This window comes from Pseudoduganella sp. R-43 (genome assembly GCF_049913255.1).
Taxonomy (GTDB): Bacteria; Pseudomonadota; Gammaproteobacteria; order Burkholderiales; family Burkholderiaceae_D; genus Rugamonas.
In genome coordinates this window covers 1,859,351-1,883,487 of record NZ_CP183988.1, presented here as the reverse complement: position 1 = coordinate 1,883,487, position 24,137 = coordinate 1,859,351, and the positions used below count along the sequence as shown (strand labels likewise).

The window sequence follows — 24,137 nt, the reverse complement described above, 5'->3', positions numbered from 1 at the left end:
GGCGAACCAGACCAAGATGAAACGATTGACCACCTGCGCCATGCTGTGCGTGGCGTTTTTCCTCTCCACCACTGCGCAGGCGCAGATCGGCAAGCGCTTCGCTTCCGAGCGCAAGGTCGTCAAGGACCCGGTTACCGGCACCATGCTGACCTTCCTCACCAGCCAGCCGCATGGCGACGCCAAGATCTACCCGACGCACCCTCAATGGACGTCCGACGGCAAATGGCTGGTGTTCCGTTCCAACCGTGTGCACGGCGAAGCGATGGCCGTCAACGAAGCGACCGGGGACCTGGTGCAGGTGACCGAAGGCGGCTACCTCGGCATGCTGAACCTGGCCCGCAAGTCGATGAAGCTGTATTTCATGCGCAAGGACGGCACGCCGGGCCGGGTGCAGATCGTTGAAGTCGACCTGGGACGGGTCCTGGCCGACAGCCAGGCAGGCGCCATGCAGCCTGCAGCCAGATACCAGCGCGTGGCAGGGATCACGCCCGCAGAGCTGGAGGCCGGCGGCGACATGGCCTTGGATGCGGACGAGGAATGGGTCTATTTCAGGGTCGGCAAAGAGGCTGCAGCCCCCCACCTGAAGCCAGGCACCAGGATCGAACCCAATTTCGGCCCGCGCAATATGGGCGCCGGGCCGAACGGCATCGCGCGCATGAACCTGCAGACGGGAGAAATCCGCCACGTAGTGTCGGTCCCCTTCCAGATCGGCCATATCCAGGCCAACCTGTGGCAGGCGGGCGAGATCGTCTTCTGCTGGGAGACCGGCGGCAAGTCGCCGCAGCGCACCTGGACCGTGCAGGCCGACGGCAGCGGCTTGCGCCCGCTGTATCCGGAAGCGCCGTATGAATGGGTAACGCACGAGGCGGTGATCGGCAAGGACGAGGTGGCGATGGCCATCATGGGCCATCGGCCCGTGGCGGGCGGCGGAGGCGGTGTCGCGACGCCGGCCACCGGTGTGTATGGCGCAAATCCTGGCCAGGATGCCGGCTGGGGCAACAGCGGCACGCGCGAAAAACCAACCGGCCTTGCCATCGTCAACCTGCGCACCCGTGAAATGACCATCGCCGGCCAAACCCCTTCAGGCAGCGGCCTGTGGCACGTGCATGGCTCGCCCGACGGCCGCTTTGCCGTCGGCGACGATTTCAGCCGCAGCCTTTACCTGATCGACCGCCGTACGCGCGAGATGATCATGCTGACCACCGGCCACAAGGACACCGCCCAGGATCATCCCCATCCGACCTTCAATGCCGACGGGACGAAGATCGAGATCCAGTCGGCCATGCTGTCACCCAACGGACGCTCGATGAATATCGTGGTGGTGCCGGTGCCCGAGGAATGGCTGAAGCGGAAATGAGGCGTGGCGCCGCCTCAGTCGAGAGGCGTCACCGTCACCGCACGCAGCTCGTACGGCGTGCCCTCCAGCTGGAAGCCGATGCGTCCCTCGCGCGGCGCCGCGCCGCTGATGCGGTTCTGCAGCACGCCGTTGATGGCCACTTCGATCACGCCGTCGCGGCTGACGATATCGGCGGCATTCCACTCCCCTGCCGGCTTCTCGCTTGCTGGCGCAATATGTGCCTTGAGCGCCGGCTTGTCGCCGGTCAGTGGTTCGGCGAAGCTGGCGCCCGCCATCGGCAGCAGGTCGCCCACAGCGCCGAACTTGGTCTGGACCTGCTGGCTCAGAGGCCAGACGCGGTCCAACGGGCCTTCGCTGATGTGCAGCAGCACGCCGCCATTGCCGGTCTTTCCCGGCCAGCGCCATTCCACGTGCAGCTTGTAGTTGCGGTAGCTGGCTTTCGTCGCCAGGAAACCGAGCGGCGAACCGCTGGCCGCAATGACACCGCCCGGCTGGACGCTGAATACACTATCGATTGCCGCCGCGGGCTCCGTGCGCAGTTCCCATCCGCTGAAATCGCGGCCATTGAACATATCGGCTGCCGCCGCGTCGCCGGCCAGGGCCAGCGCCAAAGCCGCAACAAGAATTCGTCGATTCACCACCTGGACTCCCTATGAAGAAAACACTGCTGTTCCTGATCCTGTCCGCCGGCGCCCTGCTCGCGCAAGCCGCCGAACTGCCATTGTGGCCCGAAGGCGTGCCGGGTGCACGCAATATCGGCGCCGAAGTGCGCAAGGACGGCTATATCTCCAATACCAGCGTGCCGACGCTGACCGTCGTTCCCGCCGCGATCGACCGCCCCAACGGCACCGCCGTCATCATCGCGCCGGGCGGGGGCTACGTGCGGCAGTCCGCCATGCGCGAAGGCTACCAATATGCCAACTGGCTCAGCACCCTCGGCGTCACCAGCTTCGTACTGAATTACCGGATGCAGGAGTTCGGCCACCCGGCCCCGCTGCAGGACGTGCTGCGCGCAGTCCGCCTAGTGCGCTCGCGCGCAGCCGAATTCGGCATCGACCCGAACCGCATCGGCGTCATGGGCAGTTCCGCCGGTGGCCACCTGGCGGCCAGCGCCGGCACCCTGTTCGACCATCCCGCCGGCCGCACCGGCGCAGCGCTCGACGCCGTCAGCGCGCGGCCCGACTTCCTGGTCCTGATGTACCCGGTGATCACGCTGGACGGCCCAGCCGCCCACCAGGGTTCGCGCAAAGCCTTGCTTGGCGCGGCACCGTCGCCGGACCTGATCGAGCTGATGTCGCTTGAGAAGCAGGTCAACCCGCGCACGCCGCCGACACTGCTGATCCACACCCAGGCTGACCAGTCGGTGCCGGTCGAGAACAGCGTCCTGTTCTACCAGGCCCTGACCCGCCACAAGGTGCCGACTGAAATGTATTTGTTCGAACAGGGCTCGCACGGCATGGGCATGCGCGACAACCTTGGCACGGCTTCGGCCTGGCCAAGGCGCGCCGAGGAGTGGCTGCGCGCACGCGGCCTGCTGGCGACGCCTCAAGCGAAGTAGAACATCGGCTGCAGGGGCCATTCGCGGGGACGGTTGCCGGGCACCGTCTCCATCAGGTCCGCCATGTAATCCCACCATTTGCGCATGACCGGCTGCTGCGGCAGTGCATCGATGCTGTGATCCGGCCTGAGTTTGAGGACCGCAAACAGGTGCAGCGTCTCTTCGTCGAGGAAGATCGAATAGTCGTAGATCCCAGCCTCTTCCAGCGCCTGCGCCAGGTCTGGCCACAGTTCATCGTGGCGGCGGCGGTATTCTTCCACCATGCCGGGTTTCAGCTTCATGCGGAATGCTCGGGTCGTCGTCATGTCTTGTCCTGTTCCTCAAAACTCCTTTTCGATGGATCCACCCTCGGCGCAGCCGGACGCACGATGAAGCTCCCTTGCGGCAGGCCTTGCACGCCGCGGGCGTCTTCCATCTCGAGCGGCGCACCCAGTTCCAGCCGGCTGTTGGTGATGCGCCAGCCGTCGATGTCGTACAGATGGCCGCCTTTGGCAGCCTGAATTTCCAGCTTGTCGAGGGTAAAGCGCTGCAGGGGCGCCTCCTTGTAGCCACTGACTTCAAAGGCCGTGGCAGCGCCGGTTGCCTTGATCTTCCTGACCTCCACGTCGTGGAAATGCGCGATGCCTTTTTCGCGCGGCACCGGCGTCGCCAGCACTTTCCAGTACGGCGGCACGTCTTTCATCCCGGGCGGTATGGCGGCGTAACTGTAGCTGGGGTTCCAGTTCATCGTAATGCGCAGAACCACCGCAACGTCCTTCATCGTGAAGTCGTGCAGGCGCAGGTTCTCGCCGAAGCCTCCGCGTGTGTGGGCCGACTTGAACAGGATGCCGACGGGTACCGCGCGCTCCACGGTGATGTTGTAGGCCTCCACATTGCGGAAGCCTCCGGCAGTCTCGCTGCCGAACGTGATGCCGGCGGCGCCGTCGCGCACGATGGAATTGCGAATGATCACGTCTTCCGTCGGCCGCGCCACACGCTGGCCGTCCGCGTCGCGGCCAGCCTTCATGCAGAGTGCATCGTCGTTGACGGCGATATCAGCGTTCTGCACCAACACCTTGCGCGACGAATCGATGTCGATGCCGTCCGTCGACGGCCCGCGCCCGCCCTCATTGTTACGGATGGTGACGCCGTCCACCGTCACGTTCTCCGAATAGCAGATATGCAGGGTCCAGAAGCCGGAACGGCGCAGAAGCAGGCCGCCGCCCACCCTGACGTCATTGCTGTTGAAAACCTGCACCAGGCGCGGGCGCCGGGCATCGTAATCCGATGCCCAGCGCAGGCCGCGCGGCTCATATTGCTTGCGCAGCGTCCAGTAGCTGTCCCAGAAAACCTTGCCGTCGCCATCGATCGTGCCCTCGCCTTCAATCGCCGCGCCCTTCTGCCCATAGAGGTTGACCAGCGCGGCCGGCCAGCTCATTTCGATTCCGGCAATGCGGGTCGGCATGACGGGATAGTCCTCGATGCGCTGGGACCCGAGCAAGGTCACGCCCTTGCCGATGTACAGCGTGACGCCGGATTTGACGAAGATCGAGCCGGTCAGGTAAGTGCCGGGCCGGAAGCTGACGGTGCCGCCGCCCTTCGACGCGGCAGCATCGATAGCGCGCTGGATAGCGACCGTATCCAGCGTGACACCGTCGCCTTTCGCACCAAATTCGGCCACCGTGGCGGCACTTGCCGCGTGCGCAGCGCCACAGGCCTGGGCCAAGGCCAGCAGTACGGCGGCAAGGTAGCGCAGCACGCCTTAAACGATGCCGCTGCTGCTGGCGCCGGCCTTGGCCGGGCGACGCACCGCCGCCTGTTCGCGATAGCCGGAAGCACGGTATACCGCAACCGGATCGATTGCGCCGCCGGAGCGCAGCCTTGCCATGGCCAGGATCGGGCTGACGTCCGTGCGGTAGGCCTGCTTCAGCGTCTGCGCGGACTGCAGCACGTCGTTCGCTTCCTGGTAGCGGCGCAGCGCCGCGCGGTCGACCAGGGCCGCCTGCACGAAGGCGCGCTGCACTTCGGCCGCGCTATTCATCAGGCTTTCGATCGGATCGGTGACATTGTGCGACTGGTCCAGCATATAGGCGGGCTGCAATGCCGCATCGCGCTGCGCAGCATCGGCCAGCTCGTTAAACACCAGGAACAGCTGGAACGGGTTGATGCTGCCCGAATCCAGGTCGTCGTCGCCGTACTTGCTGTCGTTGAAGTGGAATCCGCCCAGCTTGCCGAACTGCGCCAGCCGCGCCACGATCATTTCGATATTGGTATTGGGCGCGTGGTGCCCCAGGTCGACCAGGCATTTCGCCTTCTCGCCCAGTTGCTGCGCGCAGGCGAAACTGGTACCCCAGTCGGCGATGGTGGTGGCGTAGAAGGCCGGCTCGAACAGCTTGTGCTCGATGAATACCTGCCAATCCGCCGGCAGCGCGCCGTAGATGTCGCGCATGCTGTCCAGGTAACGCTCCAGCGCCCCGCGCAGGTTATGCTGCCCCGGGAAGTTGGCGCCATCGCCCACCCATACCGTCAGCGCCTTCGAGCCCAGCGCCTTGCCAAGCTCAATGCACTCGATATTGTGCGCAACTGCCTGCGCGCGCGCTTCAGCGCTTTGCGCAGTCAGGCTGCCGTACTTGTAGGTATGCTGCTGGCCCGGCTGGTCCTGGAAAGTATTGGAGTTGACCGCATCGAAGCCCAGGCCATATGACGCGGCCTGCTCGCGCAGCGCTTTAGGGTCGTCGGTACGGTCCCAGGGGAAATGCAGCGAAACGGTCGGCGTTGCGCGCGTCAGCTGGTGGATCACGCCGCAGTCTTCCATCTTCTCGACCACATTGCGCGGCTCGCCTTTGCCCGCGAAACGCGCGAAGCGCGTGCCGCCGGTGCCGACGCCCCAGCTGGGCAAGGCCACCGCAAAGGTTTGCGCCACGGCGGTGAGCTGCTCGATATCCACGCCGCGCCGTCCCAGCATGCCGCCCAGGGCTGCGTAATCCGCATCCAGTCCCGCCTGCTGGGTGGCGTTATGTTCCGCCACCTGGTCCTGCTTGACTACTGCCGTCATCATGTCTCCTTGTTGCGCTGCTTATCGTGTGAAGGCTGCCGCGTTGCCGGCATCGACATTGAGCACGTTGCCGGTGCTCTTGCCAGCCTTGTCGCTAGCCAGGAAATACACCGCTTCCGCAATGTCTTCCGGCAGCACGCTGCGTTTCAGCATGCTGCGGTCGCGGTAGAAGGCCTCCACGTCGTCCGCATCGATCTTGTTCGATTGTGCCCGTTCCTGCTTCCATTTTCCATCCCAGATGCGCGAGCCGCGGATCACCGCATCCGGATTGACCACGTTGACACGGATGCCGTGCGGGGCACCCTCCAGCGCCACGCAGCGCGCCAGATGGATTTCCGCCGCCTTGGCGGTGCAGTAGGCCGACGCGCCGGCCGAAGCCACCAGGCCGTTTTTGCTGGCGACGAAGACCATGCTGCCGCCCAGCTTTTGCTGCTTCATGACGCGGAAGGCGCCGCGGCTGACCAGGAAGTAGCCCTTGACCAGGATGTCCTGGTTGCGCTGCCAGATCTCCAGGGTGGTTTCCTCCAGCGGCGCAGACGACGCGATACCGGCATTCGACACCAGCAGGTCGACACCGCCGAAGCGCAGCGCCGATTCGCGCAGCACCGCCTCCACGGCCTGCTCGCTTGTCACGTCGGCGACGATGCTCGCGACATTGTCCTTGCCGGCCACCTTCGACAGCGCATGGTGCGCCTCGGCCAGCACCTCATTGTCGATATCGGTCAGCAGCACGCAAGCGCCTTCCTGCAGCAGCTGGCGCGCCACCGCCTGGCCGATGCCACCGGCGCCGCCCGTCACCAGTGCAATGCGCCCGGCCAGCGACTTCGGCTTGGGCATGCGCTGCAGCTTTGCTTCTTCCAGCAGCCAGTATTCGATGTCGAAGGCTTCCTGCTCCGGCAGGCCGACGTAGCTGTCGACGCCATTCGCGCCGCGCATCACGTTGATCGCGTTGACATAGAACTCGCCTGCGATGCGGGCGGTTGCCTTGTCCTTGGCGAAGGACAGCATGCCTACGCCGGGAATCAGGTAGATGATCGGGTTGGCGTCGCGCACTGCGGGGCTGTTGGCCCGCTTGCAGCGCTCATAGTAGGCCGTGTAGTCGGCGCGGTAGGCTTCCAGGCTGGCATCCAGTCCCGCCACCAGCGCCTCGAAATCCGGACGGGCAGGATCGAAGTCGATCACAAACGGACGGATCTTGGTGCGCAGGAAGTGGTCGGGGCAGGACGTGCCCAGCGCAGCCAGCGGCTTCAGGTCGCGGCTGCAGACGAATTCCAGCACGGCGTCGCTGTCGTCGAAGTGGCCCAGCTTGAATTCGGTCTTGCTGATTTTCCCGCGCAGGATGGGCATCAGGCGCGCGGCCAGGTCGGCGCGCTCCTGCGCAGCTATCGGCGCGATCGCCGCGCCGCCGAAGACCGGCTGCCGGATGTTCGCGGCCAGCCATTCCTCGGCGCGCTTAATGATGGCCAGCGTGGTTTCGTAGCAGGACTTGGCGCTGTCGCCCCACGTGAACAAGCCGTGGCCCTCCAGGATGATGCCCTTCAGCTCCGGCTGGCTTTGCGACAGGGCCTCCAGTTTCAGGCCCAGGTCATAGCCCGGGCGCTGCCATGGCAGCCAGCCCAGTTCACCTTCGAAGATCTTCTGCGTCAACGCCTTGCTGTTGGCGCAGGCCGCAATTGCGATCACGGAATCGGGATGCATGTGGTCTACATGCTTGCGGTCGATGTAGGCATGCAGCGGCGTGTCGATCGAAGCCGCGCGCGGATTCAGGTTGAAGGTGCAGTGCGGCAGGTAGCCCACCATCTCGTCTTCGTGCTCAAGGCCGCGATAGCGCTGCTTGAGCGCCTGCAGCTTGTCCATGTACAGGGTCGAGAAACCGTCGTTCCTGATGCTGCCCAGGTCACCGCCGGAGCCTTTCACCCACAGCACTTCGACCTGGCCGCCGGTCAGTGGATCTTCCATCATCACCTTGGCCGAGGTGTTGCCGCCGCCGAAATTGGTGATGCGCAGGTCCGATCCGAGCAGGTTGGAACGGTACAGCAGCAGCTCCGGCTCGCTCATGGCGGCCGCCTTCGCATCGTCCCACAGCGATGCAATCGCCGCCTTCTGCCTTGAATCTTGCATTACTTTCTCCGTATTGGTTGGTTGATTTGCCTGGAAACCAGTAGAAATCAGGCGCCGGTGGAGTGTCAATGCGAAAGCAATCAACATGATGACCAAGAACGAAATAATCATATCGTTGATCGCATTTGGTTATCAGTCACAGCAAATCCCGAAATAATCAGCGAATTGATCATCACTTGATTGACCTGTGCCGGCGGATTGATTAGCCTCGATTTAATAAAGTAGCCACCCGGCCCGGCTCCGGAACCGAGGGAAGGCACAACATAAGGAGACGAAGATGGTGAATCACAAGCGCCGTAAACGTTTGCTCAAGCTGCTCGCGGAACATACGACAGCCAGCGTTCCGCAACTGGTCGAATGGCTTTGCGCCTCGCCTGCCACGGTGCGGCGCGACATCAGCTGGCTGGCCGCCCGCAACCTCCTGACGCGTACCAGGGGCGGCGCAGCCAACCTGCCGCAGAAAAAGCGCGGCTTCCCGCTCACGAGCGAAACCTTCCAGAACAACATCCAGTGCCATGCGGAGCGCAAGCGCGCCATTGCACGCTATGCCGCCAGCATGTGCGGCGATGGCGAAACGATCATCATCAACGGCGGAACGACGACCTTCATGATGGCCGAGTTCCTGACCGACAAGCACCTGAAGATCCTGACCAATTCCTTCCTGATGGCGGAGCGCCTGCTGGTCTCGAGCGATAACGAAATCATTCTCCCGGGCGGAAAAGTGTATCGCGAGCAGAACGTGATTCTCAGCCCCTTCGACAACGACATCACCCAGCACCATTACGCCGCCAAGATGTTCATGAGCGTGTACGGCCTGTCCCTGCTTGGCCTGATGGAGGCCGATCCGCTCTTGATCCAGGCCGAGCAGCGCCTGATCAGCCAGGCCGAGGAACTGATCGTGCTGGCCGACAGCTCCAAGTTCGCCAAGAAAGCGGGCCTGATCCTGTGCGGCCTGAATCGCGTTTCGACTGTTATCACCGACACCAATGCCTCCGACTACGCCGTGCAGCTGCTGGAACAATCCGGCGTCAACGTTGTCACGGTGGCGCCAGAGGCACTGCCGCAAACAATCAGCCCAGCCGCATTCGCACCCAACTTCGACTTCCAGCCTGCAGCGCTTTACCACACGGAGACTTCGCATTGAAATCCAGGAGATTAGTCATTGCGGCCTTCGCCGCAGGCATGCTGGCGGCCGTCGCCGGTTGCACCCAAAAAGCGCCCGAGAAAATCCGCATCGCGATGGTGGTCAAGAGCCTCGGCAACGGTTTCTTCGATGCCGCCCATGCCGGCGCCAACGAGGCGGCGGCACAGTTGAAGAACGTGGAGATTATCTACACCGGCCCCACCACGCCCAGCGCGGAAGGCCAGATCGAGATCATCAACTCTTTGATCAGCCAGAAGGTTAGCGCTATCGTGATCTCGGCCAACGACCCGAACGCGTTGGTGCCGATCGCCAAGAAGGCCATGCAGCGCGGGATCAAGGTGATCTCCTTCGACAGCGGTCTGGCCGAAGAAGGCCGCCAGATGCACCTCAATCCTTCCAATGCGCAGCTGATCGGCCGCAAGCAGGTGCAGATGGCTTCCGACGCCATCGGCGGCGCGGGCGACATCGCGATCCTGTCCGCATCGGCCCAGGCGACAAACCAGAACATCTGGATCAAGGTGATGAAGGACGAACTGGCCAAGCCAGAGTTTGCCAAACTCAAGCTGGTCGCCACCGTGTATGGCGACGACCAGTCCGACAAAAGCTACCGCGAAGCCATCGGCCTGTTGCGCAGCAATCCCCAACTGAAAGCCATTATCGCCCCGACCACCGTCGGCATCAACGCAGCCAGCAAGGCAGTAGTGGACGAAAAGCTGGTCGGCAAGGTCTTCGTTACCGGCCTTGGCCTGCCATCGGAAATGGCAGGTCACGTCAAGAGCGGCGCAGTGCGCGAGTTCGCGATCTGGAACCCGATCGACCTGGGCTACGCGGCAACGTATGCGGCCTACGGCTTCGTCAAGGGCGATCCGGAAGCCAAGGCCGGTGGCAGCATCAACGCCGGCCGCATGGGCGCGATTGCACTCGACGCGCACGGCGAAGCCGCCATGGCGCCGCCGTTCACCTACAACAAGGAGAACGTCGACCAGTTCTCCAGCATCTTCTGAGCGCCATGCAGGAAAACAAGGCACCAGTGCTGGAACTGTCTGGCATCAGCAAGCGTTTTGCCGGCATCGTGGCGCTGAACAAGGTCAGCCTCTCTGTACGCGCAGGCGAAGTCATGGCCCTGGTGGGCGAGAACGGCGCCGGCAAGTCGACCCTGGTCAAGACTCTCACCGGGATCTACACGCCGGACGAAGGCGTCGTTCGCCTCGCCGGCCAGGACGTGGCATTCACTTGTCCGCAGGATGCCATGCGCGCCGGGATCACTGCCGTGCACCAGGAAACCGTGATGTTCGACGAGCTGACCGTAGCCGAGAACATCTACGTCGGCCGCCACCCAAGCCGCGCGGGCCGTATCGACTGGAAGCTGATCGAAGCGGAAGCGGAGCGCCTGTTCGCGCGGCTCGAAGTGTCGTTGCCGGTTCGCGCCCGCGTCAAGGACCTGAGCGTCGCGCAGCGACACTTCGTCGAAATCGCCCGCGCCCTGTCTCAGGAAGCGCGCGTGGTCATCATGGACGAACCGACCGCTTCCCTCTCGCAGCATGAGATCCAGGAGCTGTACCGCATCATCGGCCAGTTGCGCGCGGCCGGCACGGCGGTGATTTTCATCTCGCACAAGTTCGATGAGATATTTACCGTCGCCGACAGCTACACGGTGCTGCGCGACGGGCAGTTCATCGCTGCTGGTGCGCTGTCCGACATCGATGAAGCCGGCCTGGTCGCCCTCATGGTTGGACGGGCGGTGCACGAGGCCTACCCCAAGGCTAGCGTGGAGCCGGGCGAAGTGTTGCTGGAGGTGGAAGGCTTGTGCCACCCCACCGAATTTGACCAGGTCAGCTTCCAGCTGCGGCGCGGCGAGATCCTCGGCTTCTATGGCCTGGTCGGCGCCGGCCGCTCGGAAGTGATGCAGGGCCTGTTCGGCCTGACCGCCAACGTCAGCGGCAGCATCAGGCTGGAAGGCAAGGCGCTGCACATCCGAGGGCCGCTGGACGCGATCCGTCACGGCATCGCCTACGTGCCGGAAGACCGCCAGCACCAGGGCGCCCATCTGTCGATGCCGATTCTGCAGAACATCACGCTGCCGATCCTTTCGCGCGTTGGCTTCTTGCTGCGCCGGCGGCGTGCCGAGGAATGCGCAATTGCGCGCCACTACAGCGAGCAGCTGGAACTCAAGGCCAGCCACCTGCTGCAGAACGTGAGCGAACTCTCAGGAGGCAACCAGCAGAAAGTCGTGCTGGGCAAATGGCTGGCAACGCAGCCGAAAGTCATCATCCTGGACGAACCGACCAAGGGCATCGACATCGGCTCCAAGGCCGCCGTGCACCGCTTCGTCAGCCAGCTGGTCGAGCAAGGCTTGTCGGTCATCCTGGTTTCTTCCGAACTGCCGGAAGTACTGGGCCTGGCCGACCGCGTGCTGGTCATGCACAAGGGTCATGTACGACAAGTATTCAAGCGCGGCGAAGCCACGCCCGAGAACGTGGTGGCCGCCGCGTCCGGATTGGAGATGGAGACTGCATGAAAGTATTGAAGCAACGCGAAGCCCAGCTTGCGCTATCGATTGCCGCCCTGGCCTTGCTGGTCGGCTGGCGCGCACCGGTCTTCCTGACCGCGCCCAGCCTTGCCAACCTGCTGACCGACAGCACCTTGCTGGTCATGCTGGCACTGTCGCAGATGCTGGTAATCGTGACGCGCGGCGTCGACCTGTCGGTGGCGTCCACCCTTGCCCTGTGCGGCATGGCCGCTGCCCTGCTGGCGTCGCGAAATCCAGGCTTGCCGCTTGCCTTCGTGATACTGGCGGCAACCGCCCTGGGCCTTGTGCTTGGCCTGCTCAATGGCTGGCTGGTCGGCTACCTTGAACTGCCGCCGATCGTCGTCACGCTCGGCACCATGAGCGTCTATCGCGGCCTGGTCTTCGTGCTGTCCGGCGGCGCCTGGGTCAACTCGCACCAGATGCCGGCGCAATTCATCGCTTTCCCGCTTGAGCGCCTGCTCGGCCTGACCCACCTGGTCTGGATCGCTGCAGCCACCGCCCTCGGCGCATGGTACGTAGCGCGCCACAGCCGCTTTGGCCGCGACCTGTACGCCATCGGCAACGAGCCGGCGTCGGCACGCTACGTCGGGATTCCGATCGCGCGCCGGCTGCTGTGGACTTACGGCCTGTCCGGCGCCGTGGCCGGCCTGTGCGGCTACCTGTGGGTGGCGCGCTACGCCGTGGCCTATACCGAAATCGCCTACGGCTTCGAATTCACCGTGATTGCAGCCTGCGTCATCGGCGGCATCAGCATTGCCGGCGGCTGCGGTTCCGTGACGGGCGCGGTCCTCGGCGCGCTGTTCCTCGCCGTGATCGGCAACGCCCTGCCGGTGGTCAAGGTATCGCCATTCTGGCAAAGCGCACTGACCGGCATCGTCATCCTGGTCGCGGTGCTGATCAATGCACGCGGCGGCCGCAGCAAAGGGCGCCAGATCCTGCAGCTGCACCTGAATAATCCCGCCAGGAGTGCCGCATGAACTCCGCCCAGACCATGACCGCTCCAAGCACCTCTCGCTACACCATCCTCGATCGTCCCGGCTTCCGGCTCGGCGCCCTGCTCGGGCGCTGGGAATCCATGCTCGCCCTGCTGCTCGTCGCGGTGTTCGCCGTCAACGGCACACTGCTGCCGCATTTCCTGGACCTGGACAACCTGGCCGACGGCACCTTCAACTTCAGCGAGAAGGCCCTTCTTGCGCTGCCAATGGCCCTGTTGATCATCTGCCGCGAGATCGACATTTCCGTGGCCGGCATCCTCGCGCTCAGCTCCGTTGCGATGGGCCTGGCCAACAGCGCCGGCTGGCCGCCGGAATCCCTGTTCCTGGTAGCCCTGCTGACCGGCATGGCATGCGGCGCCCTGAATGGCGTGCTGGTAACGCATTTCGCCCTGCCCTCCATCGTCGTCACGATCGGCACGGTGTCGGTGTTCCGCGGCCTCGCCAGCGTGGTGCTGGGCGACCAGGCTTTCACCGGCTACCCGCAGCTGATGGCCGACTGGGGCCAGGGCTATTTCTTCGGCGTCCTGCCGCGTGAATTCACCGTATTGCTGCTGTGTGCCGCCCTGTTCGCCTTCGTGCTGCACGCCACCAGTTGGGGGCGGCGCATCTACGCTATCGGCAACAACCCGGTGGCGGCGCGCTTTTCCGGCATCGCCGTGGAACGCTACCGCTTCATGCTGTTCGTCCTGGCGGGCGCCATGGCCGGCCTGGCCGCCTTCCTCCTGACCGGCCGCATAGGCAGCACGCGCCCCAACATCGCCATGGGCTGGGAGCTCGAAGCGATCACGATGGTGATCCTCGGCGGCGTCAGCATCGCCGGCGGCATCGGCACCATCGGCGGCGTGATGCTTGCCGTGTTGACGCTGGGTGCCGTCACCTTCGGCCTGTCGCTGGCTAACGTGCCTGGCATTTACATGACGATTGCCGTTGGCGTATTGCTGCTGGTGGCGATTGCCTTGCCGCGCCTGCTGCGCGGTCGCAAGGTGGCGAAATGAGCGACCGGCGCGCCACCGTCGTCCTCGACATCGGCAAGACCAACGCCAAGCTGACCCTGATCGCCGCTGACGGCAGCCAGCTTACCGAGCAACGCCGGTCCAATACCATCCTGCAGGATGGCCCCTATCCGCATCACGACACGGAAGGCATCTGGCACTGGATGCTGGGCGTGCTGCGCCAGTTTGCCGGCCAGGCCGCTATTGGCGCCATCGTACCCGTCACGCATGGCGCCACGGCGGCGCTGGTCAACCGCGACGGCCTGGTGCTGCCGGTACTGGATTATGAATACGTGCTTCCAGCCGCACACGTGCAACGCTACGATGCGCTGCGGCCTGCCTACACAAGCAGCTACTCGCCGCGCCTGCCCGCCGGCTTGAACCTGGGCAGCCAGCTGGCATGGCTGGCACAAGCCTACCCCGACGAGTTCGCGCAAACACAGCACATCCTGATGTATCCGCAGTATTGGGCCTGGCGCCTGTGCGGGGTGGCGGCGGGCGAAGTGACGTCGTTGGGCTGCCATACCGACTTGTGGCAGCCCGCAAGGCAGGCTTACACCGCCCTGGTGGAGCGCATGGGCTGGCATGCACTGCTGCCGCCCTTGCAGCCCGCCTGGCACGCGCTTGGCACGCTCAAGCCCGAACTGGCGGCGCAATCCGGCTTGCCGGTCGATTGCCAGGTACTGTGCGGCATCCACGACAGCAATGCGTCCCTGCTGCGCCACCTTGGCGCGCCTGCCGCCCCAGCCGTGCTCTCCACCGGCACCTGGGTCATCGCCGCCGCCCCCGGCATGGCGCTCGACGGCTTGCGCGAGAAGGCGGACATGCTGGCCAACAGCAGCGCTTTCGCGCAACCGGTGCCCTGCATGCGCTTCATGGGCGGAAGGGAATTCGGCGCGATCGCCAGCGGCACGGACGGCACACCGCCGACGGACTTCCTGGCAAGCGACCTGGCGGCCATCGTGCACCAGGCCACGTTCGCGCTGCCGGCATTCGCCCAGGCGGGCCCCTTCGCACGGCGCAATGGCGGCATTGCCGGACCGGCGCCGACGAGCGCTGCGGAACGTTCAGCCCTGGCGACGCTGTACCTCGTCCTGATGTGCGATTACTGCCTGGATGCGCTGGGCGTGCGCGGCGATGTGGTGGTCGAGGGAGCTTTTACCGGAAATGCGTACTTCGCTCCGGTGCTGGCAGCGCTGCGCACCGGCCACGTGCTGGCAACTAACGATACCAGCGGAACAACTTGCGGCGGCTGGCTGCTGCATCGCCGCGAAGGCACGCCCCAACTGCAGGGCCAAGCCGCCGAAGCGCTTGCGCTGGACGGCCTGCAAGCCTACCGCCAGCGCTGGCGCGAACTTATTGAGGGATGAGCATGACGCGTGCCGCAGCATCGCGCTCGGCATGCAGTACCTGGCCGTCGCTGGCCAATTCCACCACCTGGATGCTGGAGCGGCGCGTGCCCTTCCCGTCCGGATGCGTGAAATAGAACAGGAATGCGCGCTCGCCGCTGACCACTACATCCGGATGCCCACCGATCGCGCGGTCGTCCTCCCCATTGCCTGGCTGCTGCAGCAGGTAGCCCGGCTGGCGCTTCCAGTTCAAGGCGTCTGAGGAGCGGTACACGCCCAGGCCTTGCCAAACATCGGTCACCATCCACCAACTGTCCTTCCAACGAAATACCTTTGGCCCTTCACCGGCCTGGTCGCCGATGGCGCGGCCGCGGTCAGTCCATTTCACCAGGTCCGCGCTGTCTGCGAAATAGATCGACTTCTTGTCCGCCTCATTGTTGTACCACATGCGCCAGCCGCCTTCGGGCAGCGCTACGACGCTGGCGTCGATCACCTTCGGCACAGCCAACGGCACTTCCTTCGCATCGCCCCAGTTGCGCAAATCGCCGCTGGTCAGGTGAACGATATGGCGCGGATGCTTCCAGTCGTTGAAGACGCCCGGCACCACCGTCAGGAACATGTGATAGCGGCCATCGGGCGCACGCACCACGTCCGGCGCCCATTGCGTCGCACCGGCCCCGCCCAGCTCCTCCGGCAGCGTGATGTTGGCCGTGCCCACGTAGCGCCAATGCGCCCCCATATCATCCGATTCGGCAATGCCGATGCGCGTACCGTGGACCCAGGCGATATCAGCCAGGCCCGGGACGTTGGCACGGCGGTTGGTATAGAACATCCACCACCGCCCCACGAACGGATTCCAGATGACGACCGGGTCTGCCGCGCCGTCATGCACCGGGTCGCGGAACAGCGGTTTGGGGGCCACAGCCCCGGCATCGTCGGGCACCGGCTCGCCGAAATCCGGCGTACCGTCGGCGCGCCAGCGAATTGCCTGCGCACGGGTGTGGCGATTCTGGTCGAGCAGTGAATCGCCCTTGATGTCGCGGTAATTGCGCGCATGGTAGACCAGGATATCCGTCTTGCCGTCCGGTGTTGTGGTAAAGGAGTTATGTCCCGGTCCGAACTGGCCGTTCGCAACGCTGCTGCGCAGTACCGGCTCGGGCGACTTGCTCCACGAGCGAGCGTCGAGCAGGTCGGCATCGTCGCGCGCGGTCAGCATCCCCAAGGCATAGTTCGCGTCCGTCGCGCTGGCGGAATAAGTCACGAACACGCGCCCGTTGCGCACCAGCGCAGCCGGTGCCTCGTTCACGTTATGGCCTTTCTTCTCCCACGCGAAATCGGGTGTCGACAACATGGTTGCCGGGCCCTTGATCGACAGCGGCGAATCCATCTTCGCGATATAGATGTTGGTCGCCTTCCTGGCAGGATCGGGATCGCTCTGCGTCCACAACAGGTAGCGCTGGCCGCGCAACGCGAAGGTGGTTGCATCGAGAGAGAAGGACTCCCTGCCGGTCTTCAGTTGGCCGCGCTCTATCCACTCGCCCTTGAAGGGATCGGGCGAACTATTCTCCAGCACGTACAAGCGGATTTCCCAGATCGCATCCGAACGGCCGGCCGTGAAGTAGATGTACCACTTGCCGCCGATCTGGTGCAGCTCGGGAGCCCAGATATGCGCGCCCATTTCGCCTTTCGCATGCTTGCGCCAGACCACATGTGCTTCGGCCTTGCCCAGGCCTTCCAGCGTGGGCGCGCGGCGCAGCTCGATGCGGTCATATTCTGGAACGGTGGCGGCGAGATAGTAATTGCCGTCGTCCTGCAGCAGCACCTGTGGATCGGCGCGCTGCAGGACCAGGGGATTGGCAGACGCCTCCCCCATCGCCAGCAAAGCCAGCAAAACTACAAGGAAGCGTGCAACCATCTTACTCCTTAGTGCGTATAAGTCAGGCTCACAAAATATCGACGTCCGGAGAAGGCCAGCTCGTTCACGCGGAACAGGTCGCCGGCATCGGTGACTTGTTCCTGGTCGGTCAAGTTCTTGCCCTCGATGGAGAAGGTCAGGTTCTTGTTGAAGCGGTACTGGAATTTCGCATCCAGGAAGCCTGTCTTCTCCTGGAAGTTCGGATTACCCGACACGTCATTACCGCCGGTGAAGAAGCGGTCGCGATAAGTATATGCGATACGTGCGTTGTACTCATTGCGGTCATACCAGAAGGCGATGTTGTAGCTGTTCTTCGACAAGCCCGGATATGGCAGCTCGGTCCCGTCCAGGGCATTCACCAGCGCCGTGCCGGCAGCGTACTTGAACTTCATGCGCGTGTAGTTGGTATCGATGCCGAAACCACCGAGCCAGCCAGGCAGCATGGTCAAGGCCGTGCGTGCCGTCAGCTCGATGCCCTTGGTGGTTGCGCCCTGGCCGTTGATCGGTTGGGTCACGTCGAACAGCACGCCATCCTTGAACAAGTCGACCTTGGGCACTACCGCCTTGTCGACGATGTAGCTGGTGATCTTCTTGTTGAACAGGCCCATGCTCAACTGGGTATCCTTGCTTGGATAGTATTCCAGGCTCAGGTCAGTATTGGTTGCGCGGTATGGCTTCAGGTCAGGGTTGCCGGCCTTGCAGTCGTCAACGCCATCGCCCCCGAATTGCGCCAGGCCACTGCCTGCGGTACAGGTGGCGTTCGGCACCAGCAAGTCGATCTTCGGACGCGCCAGCACTTTGCCCCAGGCGGTGCGGACCAGGAAAGTGTCGGGGACAAGCCACAAGCCGGCGTTCACGCTCGGCATCCAGTCGTGATAGGTGTTGTCGACGGTAGCGATGCCGTTGGAAATGACGCGGTCGACGAAAGACGTGCTGCCAGGCGCGGTGGCGACCCGCACCTGGTATTTCGCCAGACCGGTGGCACTTTCCTGGGTACGGGCATAACGCACGCCGATGTTGCCGAAGAGTTGGCGCTCTGCCAGCTCGGTGCTGAAGTCCAGGCGGCCGTAGCCGGCAAGCACGCGTTCCTCCGCCTTGAATGCAGGAATCTGCGGATAGGTCTTGCCGTCGCTGCCCGGTGCGTTGTACAGGTATTGGTGGGTAAAATTCGACGTATCGAAATAAGGCGCCGCTGCCTGGTAGTTGGGGCTCAACCAGCCCGAAGGCATGTTGCTGACGCCATCGAAGCCCTTGAAGAAGGTGCCCGGCGAAGTTCCGCGCACGGCGGCCACCAGCGCTTCCATCTGCGCCGCATTGATGTACTTGGTCGAAGAAGTCGACGAGATAAACGGCTGCACGTCCGCAGCACGCACGACACCGGTCTTGTTCAAAGGATCGTAGATCAGCGTCTGGTTGACATTGGCCTGCAATACGTTGACGTCGTCCGCAGTCGAGGCCAGGTTCGCACCGTTGCTGGCCAGGTAGCCGCCGCCGCCATATTTTTGCGCCGTCGAGCGGCGGCCCTGCACGCCGAACCACAGCTTGCGGAAGAATGGGTTATCCAGCTTGTACTTGAAATCCAGCTTGCCCTGGTCTTCCGTGTTCTTGGTTTCCGAAGGCCGGTATTGCAGCTGTACTTGCGTATAGGAGGTGTTGGCATCCGGCGAATACCCTGACGGGAATTCGAAATGCGGCAAGCCTTGCGCATCCAGCGACACCTTCAGGCCGGGCGCATTCTGCGTCATCGAAATATTATTGCTCTGCGAGCTGTATTTGGACTTCGACGTATTCAGCAAACCGTCCACCTCCCAGGCGCCGGTCTTCCAGTTGAATCCCGTGGACAGGTAATCCGAGCGGACCTTCAGCGAGAAGTCGCGCGCCGACGTACCGAAGGCGCCCTGTCCGCCGGCGCCGCCCACATACAGGCAGTTGCCGACTGTGTATTGGGTCACATAATGGTTCTGCACCGTGACGCCTGCGGGAGTGTTCGTGGTTGGGACGCCCACGCAGCTGCCTGCGGTGGTCGGGACGCCTGTGGCGGGGTTATACACCGGCGCGGTGCCGGCATTGGACAGGCGGCTGACGTTGCCCAGGTCCGTGCCGAAGTTGCGGTCATTCAGGCGCTGGTCCTGGTCATTGCCTTCGTAGCTGACAAAGGCCCGCAAGCCCGGCGTGAACTGGTATTGCGCCGTCAGTTCCGCCGAAGTGCGTTGATGGTCGCGGGTCCAGATGCCGTAGCGCGAAATACCCGGCGAATAGTCGGACCATTGCGCGTTGCAGGCGGTGCGCTGGGCCGAGGTCAGCGTCGTCGACGCGCAGCCGGCAGGCGTGCTCACAGCCGCCACGGCCGGGTCAAGGCTGGTGACGGTCTTCTCCGGCGAGAAGTCCCAGTCGCGCAGGAAGCGCCACGAAGTATTGCGCGCGTAGTCGTTGCGGGTGAAAACCTTGTCGTAGACGATATTGGCCATCAGGCCCAGCTTGCCGTCCAGGTATTTGTCGGCCAGCAGCAAGCTGGCACGCGGCTGCGCGCCGCCACGGCTCGTCGCGCGTTCGGCCGAAATTGTAGTGCTGAGGGTGGGCTTGGTGAAGTCCAGCGGCTTGCGCGTGGTGATGACCACCGTACCGCCTACGCCGCCTTCCGTCAGGTCGGCGGTGGTTCCTTTGTAGACGTCGATCGACTGGATCAGTTCCGATGCCAGCTCGCGTAATTCCGCGCCGCGGCCGCCGCCATCACCCGTGGCCAGCACCGACATGCCGTTGATCTCCACCCGGTTCAGGTCCGGCTCAACGCCGCGGATGGAGACCTGCGAGCCTTCGCCGAAATCGCGGGTCAACTGCACGCCGGTGATGCGCGACAGCGCCTCGCCCACGTTCTTGTCCGGGAACTGGTTCACGTCTTCCGCCACCAGCGAATCGGAGACGGTGCTGCTGCGGATCTTGCGTTCGATGGCCGACGCCACGGAAGCACGCGTGCCGCTGACGGTCACCACATGCGTCGCTTGCTGCTCCGCCTCCTGCGCAAAGGCGCCGCTGGCGACCAGTTGCGATACCAAAATGTACATCGTTCGATTGAACAGTCGGACTTTCCTGTACTGCGGCTGACTCACGGTGATCTCCTTGTTGTAGTTTTGCTTGCTTGGTGAGCCGATTCTAAGTGAGCCCTGTAACGAAAAATCACGGCTCTGCCAAAGAATCACTACGATGATCAAAGTGTTGAAAAAAACCCGCAGTTAAAGGCGTTCTACGAATAAGGATATGCTTGCTGCAATGCGCAAACGATCAATCCGGTGATTGCTTGTTACGCGCAGGCGCAAAGAAAAAGCCCGCCGGCTCTTGCGAGGCGGCGGGCTGGCGCGATGCGCTGAGGCGATTACGCGTTTTCTTTGGAAGCGCGCTTGCGCTCGTGTTCCTTCAGGTAGCGCTTGCGCAGGCGGATCGACTTAGGCGTGATTTCCACCAGCTCGTCGTCCTCGATGAATTCCACTGCGTATTCCAGCGACAGCTGGACTGGCGGAACCAGGCGCACTGCCTCGTCGGTGCCGGAAGCGCGCACGTTGGTCAGCTGCTTGCCCTTGATCGGGTTCACGACCAGGTCGTTGTCGCGCGAGTGGATACCGATGATCATGCCTTCATACACTGGGTCGTTGTGCACCACGAACATGCGGCCGCGGTCCTGCAGCTTCCACAGCGCATAGGCAACGGCCTGGCCGTCGTCCTGGGAGATCATCACGCCGTTGCGGCGGCCAGCCATTTCACCCTTGGAGGTGTCGACCGGAGCGTAGGCGTCGAACACGTGCGACATCAGGCCGGTACCGCGGGTCAGGGTCATGAATTCGCCCTGGAAGCCGATCAGGCCGCGCGCAGGAATACGGTACTCCAGGCGCACACGGCCCTTGCCGTCCGATTCCATGTTCTGCAGGTCGCCACGGCGGCGGCCCAGTTCTTCCATCACGCCGCCCTGGTTGGCTTCTTCGACGTCAACCGACAGCATTTCGTACGGCTCGTGGCGCACGCCGTCCACCATCTTGAACACAACGCGTGGACGCGACACGGCCATTTCGAAACCTTCGCGACGCATGTTCTCGATCAGGATGGTCAGGTGCAGTTCGCCGCGGCCGGACACTTCGAAGATCGTGTCGTCATCGGTCGGGGCAACGCGCAGTGCCACGTTGGATTTCAGTTCCTTGTCCAGGCGGTCGCGCAGTTGGCGCGAGGTCACGAACTTGCCTTCGCGGCCAGCCAGCGGCGAGGTGTTGACCATGAAGTTCATGGTCAGGGTTGGTTCATCCACGGTCAGCATTGGCAGCGGATCAGGGGTGTCGGCCGCGCACACGGTGGAACCGATGCCGATTTCCTCGATACCGTTGATCAGGACGATGTCGCCTGCGACAGCTTCGTCAACCAGCACGCGCTCCAGGCCCTTGAAGTTCAGCACCTGGTTGATGCGGCCCTTGATCGGGGTAGCGCCTGGACCGTCGACAACGACCACGTCCTGGCCTGCTTTCACGCGGCCACGGTTGATACGGCCGATACCGATCTTGCCCACGTAGGACGAGTAGTCCAGCGAGGTGATTTGCATCTGCAGCGGGCCGTCCGGATTGTCGTCGCGCACCGGCACGTACTTCAGGATCGCTTCGAACAGCGGCTTCATGTCGCCGCCGCGCACGTCTTCGGTCAGGCCGGCGTAGCCGTTCAGGCCCGATGCGTAGATGATCGGGAAGTCCAGCTGTTCATCGGTTGCGCCCAGCTTGTCGAACAGTTCGAAGGTCTGGTTGATCGCCCAGTCAGCGCGCGCGCCGGGACGGTCGATCTTGTTCAGCACCACGATCGGCTTCAGGCCCAGGGCCAGCGCCTTGCGGGTGACGAAACGGGTCTGAGGCATCGGGCCTTCCTGCGCGTCGACCAGCAGCAGCACGGAGTCGACCATCGACAGCACGCGCTCCACTTCGCCGCCGAAGTCGGCGTGGCCTGGGGTGTCGACGATGTTGATGTGGGTGCCTTCGTACTCAACGGCGCAGTTCTTCGACAGGATGGTAATGCCGCGTTCTTTCTCCAGATCGTTGGAGTCCATGACGCGGTTGTCAACCTGCTGGTTCTCGCGGAAGGTACCGGATTGCTTCAGCAGCTGGTCCACCAGGGTGGTTTTGCCATGGTCAACGTGGGCGATGATGGCGATGTTGCGAATTGCGCGTTTAGTATTAGACATGATTTGTGTATTGACAGGAATTCTGCACGTGCGGAAGCACTGAACCCACTAGTATAGCATGGTGTGGCGCGACTTAGAAACTGAGCAGCTCTTTCAACTCGGCTGCGTTGCGGCGCGAAATTTCCAGCACCTTGCCGCAGGCGAGGGTCACGTCGTAGCCTAGATTCATCGACTCCTCGATGCGCACAATGGACTGCAGGTTGACGATGTGCTGGCGATTGGCGCGGAAGAAGAACTGCCTGGGCAGGCGGGCCTCAATGCTGTTCAACGACTTCTTGACGTAGGCGCTCTTCTCGCCGAAGAACACCCGTACGTAGTTCCTGCAGCTCTCGATGTAATGGATCGCGTCAAGCGACACCAGGTGGCAGCGGTCGCCATCCTTGATAAAGATCCTGCTGTTAAATTCCAGTTCCGGCTTGTGCGCCTCACCCTCGTCCGAGGCGCCGGGGGCACCCGTCAGCTTGGCTATGGCCAGGGCCAGGCGTTCGGCGCTGATCGGCTTCAGGAGATAATCGACCGTATGGAAGTCGAAGGAACGGATGGCATGTTCCGAATAGGCGGTGGTGAATATCACGCGCGGCACATAATCGAGCTGCTCCAGCAAATCAAAGCCTGTGGCACCGGGCATATGGATGTCGAGGAAAACAACTTCGGGCCGCGTCTCCCGCATCAATGCCAGCGCCGTGCTCGGATGGTCCGCCTGTCCGATCACGTCCATCGCGGGGAAAGCCTGCAGCATGCGCACCAGCCCTTCGCGCGCCAGGCGGGAATCTTCAACGACAACAGCTTTCACTTTGCATATTCCTTGGGTAATGTCACGGTCACTTTAAACTGGCCGGCGCTGCGCTCGACCAGCATGGCGGCCAGTTCGCCATACAGCAGCTTCAAGCGGCGTTCGATATTCTGCAAACCGATACCCATGCCGCCTGTCTTGCCGGGCGCCTGTTGCGGCGTATCGTTGCAGACTTCGAATACGAGGCAATCACCGCGGTCGGCCAGGTCCACCGCCAGCCTGCCGCCGCGCTGGAGGTTCTCCAGGCCATGCTTGACCGCATTTTCAACCAGCATCTGCAGCACCATCGGCGGCACCAGGGCGCCGTGCAATTGCTCGGGAATGCGGATCGCGAAATCCATGCGCTCTTCCAGCTGGATCTTCACGATGTCCACGTACTGGTGGATGATGGCCAGCTCACGCCGCAAGCTCACCTTGTCATGGCGACTGCTTTCCAGTGAATAGCGCAAGATGTCCGACAGCGACGTCGTCATGCGGTCGGCCAACTGCACGTCCTCATGCATCATGAAACGGATGTTGTTCAAGGCGTTGAACAGGAAATGGGGGTTGAGCTGGTTTGACAGGCTGCTCAACTGGGCTTCCTTCAAGCCGTTTTGCAGACGCAAGGTCTGCAATTCCGTCTCCCGAATGCGTCGCATCGAGGTGACGCTGGTATAGATGAAGCACCAGATGCAGACAAAGAGCTGGCTTTGCACCGCCTGTTCAACGAACGAATCGAAGTAATAGCGCCGGGGATCGAACGACATCCCGAGAGCCTGGTACTGGACACGCACATCGCCGATGAACGGCGGAGCGACAAGCGACACGACCAGCCCCCCGATGGCGATGCCCGCCACCGCGCTGTAGCCCACCGCGATGAAAACAAGGCGTCCCATGGACAGTCGCTGCCATGCGCGGCGCAGGTAAAGCCAGCGGAAACACAGCACTGCCACCGTGTATACCGGCATCCACACCGTGCTTGCCAGCAGCTTGCTGGCGACGCGGTAGCCGGCGAAATAGATCATCAATGCCGACACCGCAAAGCCAAGGGCGAGCGCGCTGCCATGGAAGATCCAGAACTGCCTGTCGCGCGGGAAGAAGAAGGGTTGACGCATGCAGGTGGCAGGCAAAGGATTCGAGTACCGCATTCTAGGTGACTTTTAT

At 63.2% G+C, this 24,137-nt stretch carries 18 protein-coding genes; 8 read left to right on the top strand and 10 right to left on the bottom strand.

Translation table 11 applies throughout. From position 1 onward, the window contains the following. The first annotated feature begins 16 nt into the window (after nt 1–16). Entirely contained in the window at nt 17–1,357 is a 1,341-nt protein-coding gene (locus tag ACN9M3_RS08665) for a hypothetical protein (RefSeq protein WP_426321809.1), read from the top strand. Nucleotides 1,358–1,371: 14 nt separating this feature from the next. On the opposite strand, the gene ACN9M3_RS08660 is transcribed toward ACN9M3_RS08665, so the two are convergent. Beyond that, nucleotides 1,372–1,995: a 3-keto-disaccharide hydrolase gene (locus tag ACN9M3_RS08660; RefSeq protein WP_426321807.1), complete on the bottom strand. Its 624-nt coding sequence runs from the start codon at nt 1,993–1,995 to the stop codon at nt 1,372–1,374. Nucleotides 1,996–2,009: 14 nt separating this feature from the next. On the opposite strand from ACN9M3_RS08660, the gene ACN9M3_RS08655 reads away from it, so the two are divergent. Beyond that, nucleotides 2,010–2,915: an alpha/beta hydrolase gene (locus tag ACN9M3_RS08655; RefSeq protein ID WP_426321805.1), complete on the top strand. Its 906-nt coding sequence runs from the start codon at nt 2,010–2,012 to the stop codon at nt 2,913–2,915. On the opposite strand, the gene ACN9M3_RS08650 is transcribed toward ACN9M3_RS08655, so the two are convergent. From ACN9M3_RS08650 to ACN9M3_RS08635, 4 genes are read right to left on the bottom strand one after another with little or no spacing between them, the layout of a single operon-like run. Next, nucleotides 2,903–3,220, bottom strand: coding sequence for an L-rhamnose mutarotase (locus tag ACN9M3_RS08650; RefSeq protein ID WP_426321803.1), 318 nt, complete (start codon nt 3,218–3,220; stop codon nt 2,903–2,905). The two genes, ACN9M3_RS08655 and ACN9M3_RS08650, sit on opposite strands and share 13 nt — an antisense overlap. Continuing rightward, nucleotides 3,217–4,653 (bottom strand): glycoside hydrolase family 28 protein, encoded by a 1,437-nt coding sequence (locus ACN9M3_RS08645; RefSeq protein ID WP_426321801.1) that lies wholly within the window; start codon nt 4,651–4,653, stop codon nt 3,217–3,219. Before ACN9M3_RS08645 ends, ACN9M3_RS08650 begins: the two co-directional genes overlap by 4 nt. Nucleotides 4,654–4,656: 3 nt before the next feature. Beyond that, nucleotides 4,657–5,949 (bottom strand): L-rhamnose catabolism isomerase, encoded by a 1,293-nt coding sequence (gene rhaI, locus ACN9M3_RS08640; protein WP_426323716.1) that lies wholly within the window; start codon nt 5,947–5,949, stop codon nt 4,657–4,659. Nucleotides 5,950–5,970: 21 nt separating this feature from the next. Beyond that, nucleotides 5,971–8,070, bottom strand: coding sequence for a bifunctional rhamnulose-1-phosphate aldolase/short-chain dehydrogenase (locus ACN9M3_RS08635; protein ID WP_426321799.1), 2,100 nt, complete (start codon nt 8,068–8,070; stop codon nt 5,971–5,973). Nucleotides 8,071–8,347: 277 nt separating this feature from the next. Here ACN9M3_RS08635 and ACN9M3_RS08630 point away from each other — a divergent pair, with 277 nt between their 5' ends. From ACN9M3_RS08630 to ACN9M3_RS08605, 6 genes are read left to right on the top strand one after another with little or no spacing between them, the layout of a single operon-like run. Continuing rightward, nucleotides 8,348–9,214 carry a DeoR/GlpR family DNA-binding transcription regulator gene (locus tag ACN9M3_RS08630; protein ID WP_426321797.1) on the top strand — a complete coding sequence of 289 codons (867 nt, stop codon included), beginning with the start codon at nt 8,348–8,350 and terminating at the stop codon, nt 9,212–9,214. A 38-nt stretch (nt 9,215–9,252) separates the two neighbouring features. After that, nucleotides 9,253–10,218, top strand: coding sequence for a rhamnose ABC transporter substrate-binding protein (rhaS, locus tag ACN9M3_RS08625; RefSeq protein ID WP_426323714.1), 966 nt, complete (start codon nt 9,253–9,255; stop codon nt 10,216–10,218). A 5-nt stretch (nt 10,219–10,223) separates the two neighbouring features. Then, on the top strand, nt 10,224–11,732 hold the full coding sequence (locus ACN9M3_RS08620; RefSeq protein ID WP_426321795.1) for a sugar ABC transporter ATP-binding protein: 1,509 nt from the start codon (nt 10,224–10,226) through the stop codon (nt 11,730–11,732). Then, nucleotides 11,729–12,721 (top strand): ABC transporter permease, encoded by a 993-nt coding sequence (locus ACN9M3_RS08615; RefSeq protein ID WP_426321793.1) that lies wholly within the window; start codon nt 11,729–11,731, stop codon nt 12,719–12,721. The genes ACN9M3_RS08620 and ACN9M3_RS08615 overlap by 4 nt, the downstream gene beginning before the upstream one ends. Then, nucleotides 12,718–13,734: an ABC transporter permease gene (locus tag ACN9M3_RS08610; protein ID WP_426321791.1), complete on the top strand. Its 1,017-nt coding sequence runs from the start codon at nt 12,718–12,720 to the stop codon at nt 13,732–13,734. The genes ACN9M3_RS08615 and ACN9M3_RS08610 overlap by 4 nt, the downstream gene beginning before the upstream one ends. Beyond that, the gene (locus ACN9M3_RS08605) at nt 13,731–15,101 is read left to right on the top strand and encodes an FGGY-family carbohydrate kinase (RefSeq protein ID WP_426321789.1); all 1,371 of its coding nucleotides are present in this window, start codon (nt 13,731–13,733) and stop codon (nt 15,099–15,101) included. Before ACN9M3_RS08610 ends, ACN9M3_RS08605 begins: the two co-directional genes overlap by 4 nt. Here the strand turns inward: ACN9M3_RS08605 and ACN9M3_RS08600 are convergent. The 5 genes from ACN9M3_RS08600 to ACN9M3_RS08580 form a co-directional block, all read right to left on the bottom strand. Beyond that, nucleotides 15,088–16,995, bottom strand: a complete 1,908-nt coding sequence (locus ACN9M3_RS08600) for a family 43 glycosylhydrolase (protein ID WP_426321787.1) — start codon at nt 16,993–16,995, stop codon at nt 15,088–15,090. The genes ACN9M3_RS08605 and ACN9M3_RS08600 overlap by 14 nt on opposite strands. An 8-nt stretch (nt 16,996–17,003) precedes the next feature. Next, the gene (locus tag ACN9M3_RS08595; protein ID WP_426321785.1) at nt 17,004–20,057 is read right to left on the bottom strand and encodes a TonB-dependent receptor; all 3,054 of its coding nucleotides are present in this window, start codon (nt 20,055–20,057) and stop codon (nt 17,004–17,006) included. 308 nt (nt 20,058–20,365) lie between these two features. Beyond that, the gene (gene typA / locus ACN9M3_RS08590; RefSeq protein WP_426169847.1) at nt 20,366–22,201 is read right to left on the bottom strand and encodes a translational GTPase TypA; all 1,836 of its coding nucleotides are present in this window, start codon (nt 22,199–22,201) and stop codon (nt 20,366–20,368) included. Between the two features lie 73 nt (nt 22,202–22,274). Beyond that, complete coding sequence (locus ACN9M3_RS08585) at nt 22,275–22,994, bottom strand: LytR/AlgR family response regulator transcription factor (protein WP_426321783.1); 720 nt, start codon at nt 22,992–22,994, stop codon at nt 22,275–22,277. Next, nucleotides 22,991–24,088, bottom strand: a complete 1,098-nt coding sequence (locus ACN9M3_RS08580) for a sensor histidine kinase (protein ID WP_426169842.1) — start codon at nt 24,086–24,088, stop codon at nt 22,991–22,993. Before ACN9M3_RS08580 ends, ACN9M3_RS08585 begins: the two co-directional genes overlap by 4 nt. Nucleotides 24,089–24,137: the final 49 nt, after the last annotated feature.

What these genes read in the sequence shown, in the direction of transcription:
- typA (WP_426169847.1), bottom strand. Translation starts at nt 22,201, where the DNA reads ATGTCTAATACTAAACGCGCAATTCGCAACATCGCCATCATCGCCCAC.
- ACN9M3_RS08650 (WP_426321803.1), bottom strand. Translation starts at nt 3,220, where the DNA reads ATGACGACGACCCGAGCATTCCGCATGAAGCTGAAACCCGGCATGGTG.
- ACN9M3_RS08605 (WP_426321789.1), top strand. Translation starts at nt 13,731, where the DNA reads ATGAGCGACCGGCGCGCCACCGTCGTCCTCGACATCGGCAAGACCAAC.
- ACN9M3_RS08595 (WP_426321785.1), bottom strand. Translation starts at nt 20,057, where the DNA reads ATGTACATTTTGGTATCGCAACTGGTCGCCAGCGGCGCCTTTGCGCAG.
- ACN9M3_RS08620 (WP_426321795.1), top strand. Translation starts at nt 10,224, where the DNA reads ATGCAGGAAAACAAGGCACCAGTGCTGGAACTGTCTGGCATCAGCAAG.
- ACN9M3_RS08615 (WP_426321793.1), top strand. Translation starts at nt 11,729, where the DNA reads ATGAAAGTATTGAAGCAACGCGAAGCCCAGCTTGCGCTATCGATTGCC.
- ACN9M3_RS08665 (WP_426321809.1), top strand. Translation starts at nt 17, where the DNA reads ATGAAACGATTGACCACCTGCGCCATGCTGTGCGTGGCGTTTTTCCTC.
- ACN9M3_RS08600 (WP_426321787.1), bottom strand. Translation starts at nt 16,995, where the DNA reads ATGGTTGCACGCTTCCTTGTAGTTTTGCTGGCTTTGCTGGCGATGGGG.
- ACN9M3_RS08580 (WP_426169842.1), bottom strand. Translation starts at nt 24,088, where the DNA reads ATGCGTCAACCCTTCTTCTTCCCGCGCGACAGGCAGTTCTGGATCTTC.
- ACN9M3_RS08610 (WP_426321791.1), top strand. Translation starts at nt 12,718, where the DNA reads ATGAACTCCGCCCAGACCATGACCGCTCCAAGCACCTCTCGCTACACC.
- ACN9M3_RS08630 (WP_426321797.1), top strand. Translation starts at nt 8,348, where the DNA reads ATGGTGAATCACAAGCGCCGTAAACGTTTGCTCAAGCTGCTCGCGGAA.
- ACN9M3_RS08655 (WP_426321805.1), top strand. Translation starts at nt 2,010, where the DNA reads ATGAAGAAAACACTGCTGTTCCTGATCCTGTCCGCCGGCGCCCTGCTC.
- rhaS (WP_426323714.1), top strand. Translation starts at nt 9,253, where the DNA reads ATGCTGGCGGCCGTCGCCGGTTGCACCCAAAAAGCGCCCGAGAAAATC.
- ACN9M3_RS08635 (WP_426321799.1), bottom strand. Translation starts at nt 8,070, where the DNA reads ATGCAAGATTCAAGGCAGAAGGCGGCGATTGCATCGCTGTGGGACGAT.
- rhaI (WP_426323716.1), bottom strand. Translation starts at nt 5,949, where the DNA reads ATGACGGCAGTAGTCAAGCAGGACCAGGTGGCGGAACATAACGCCACC.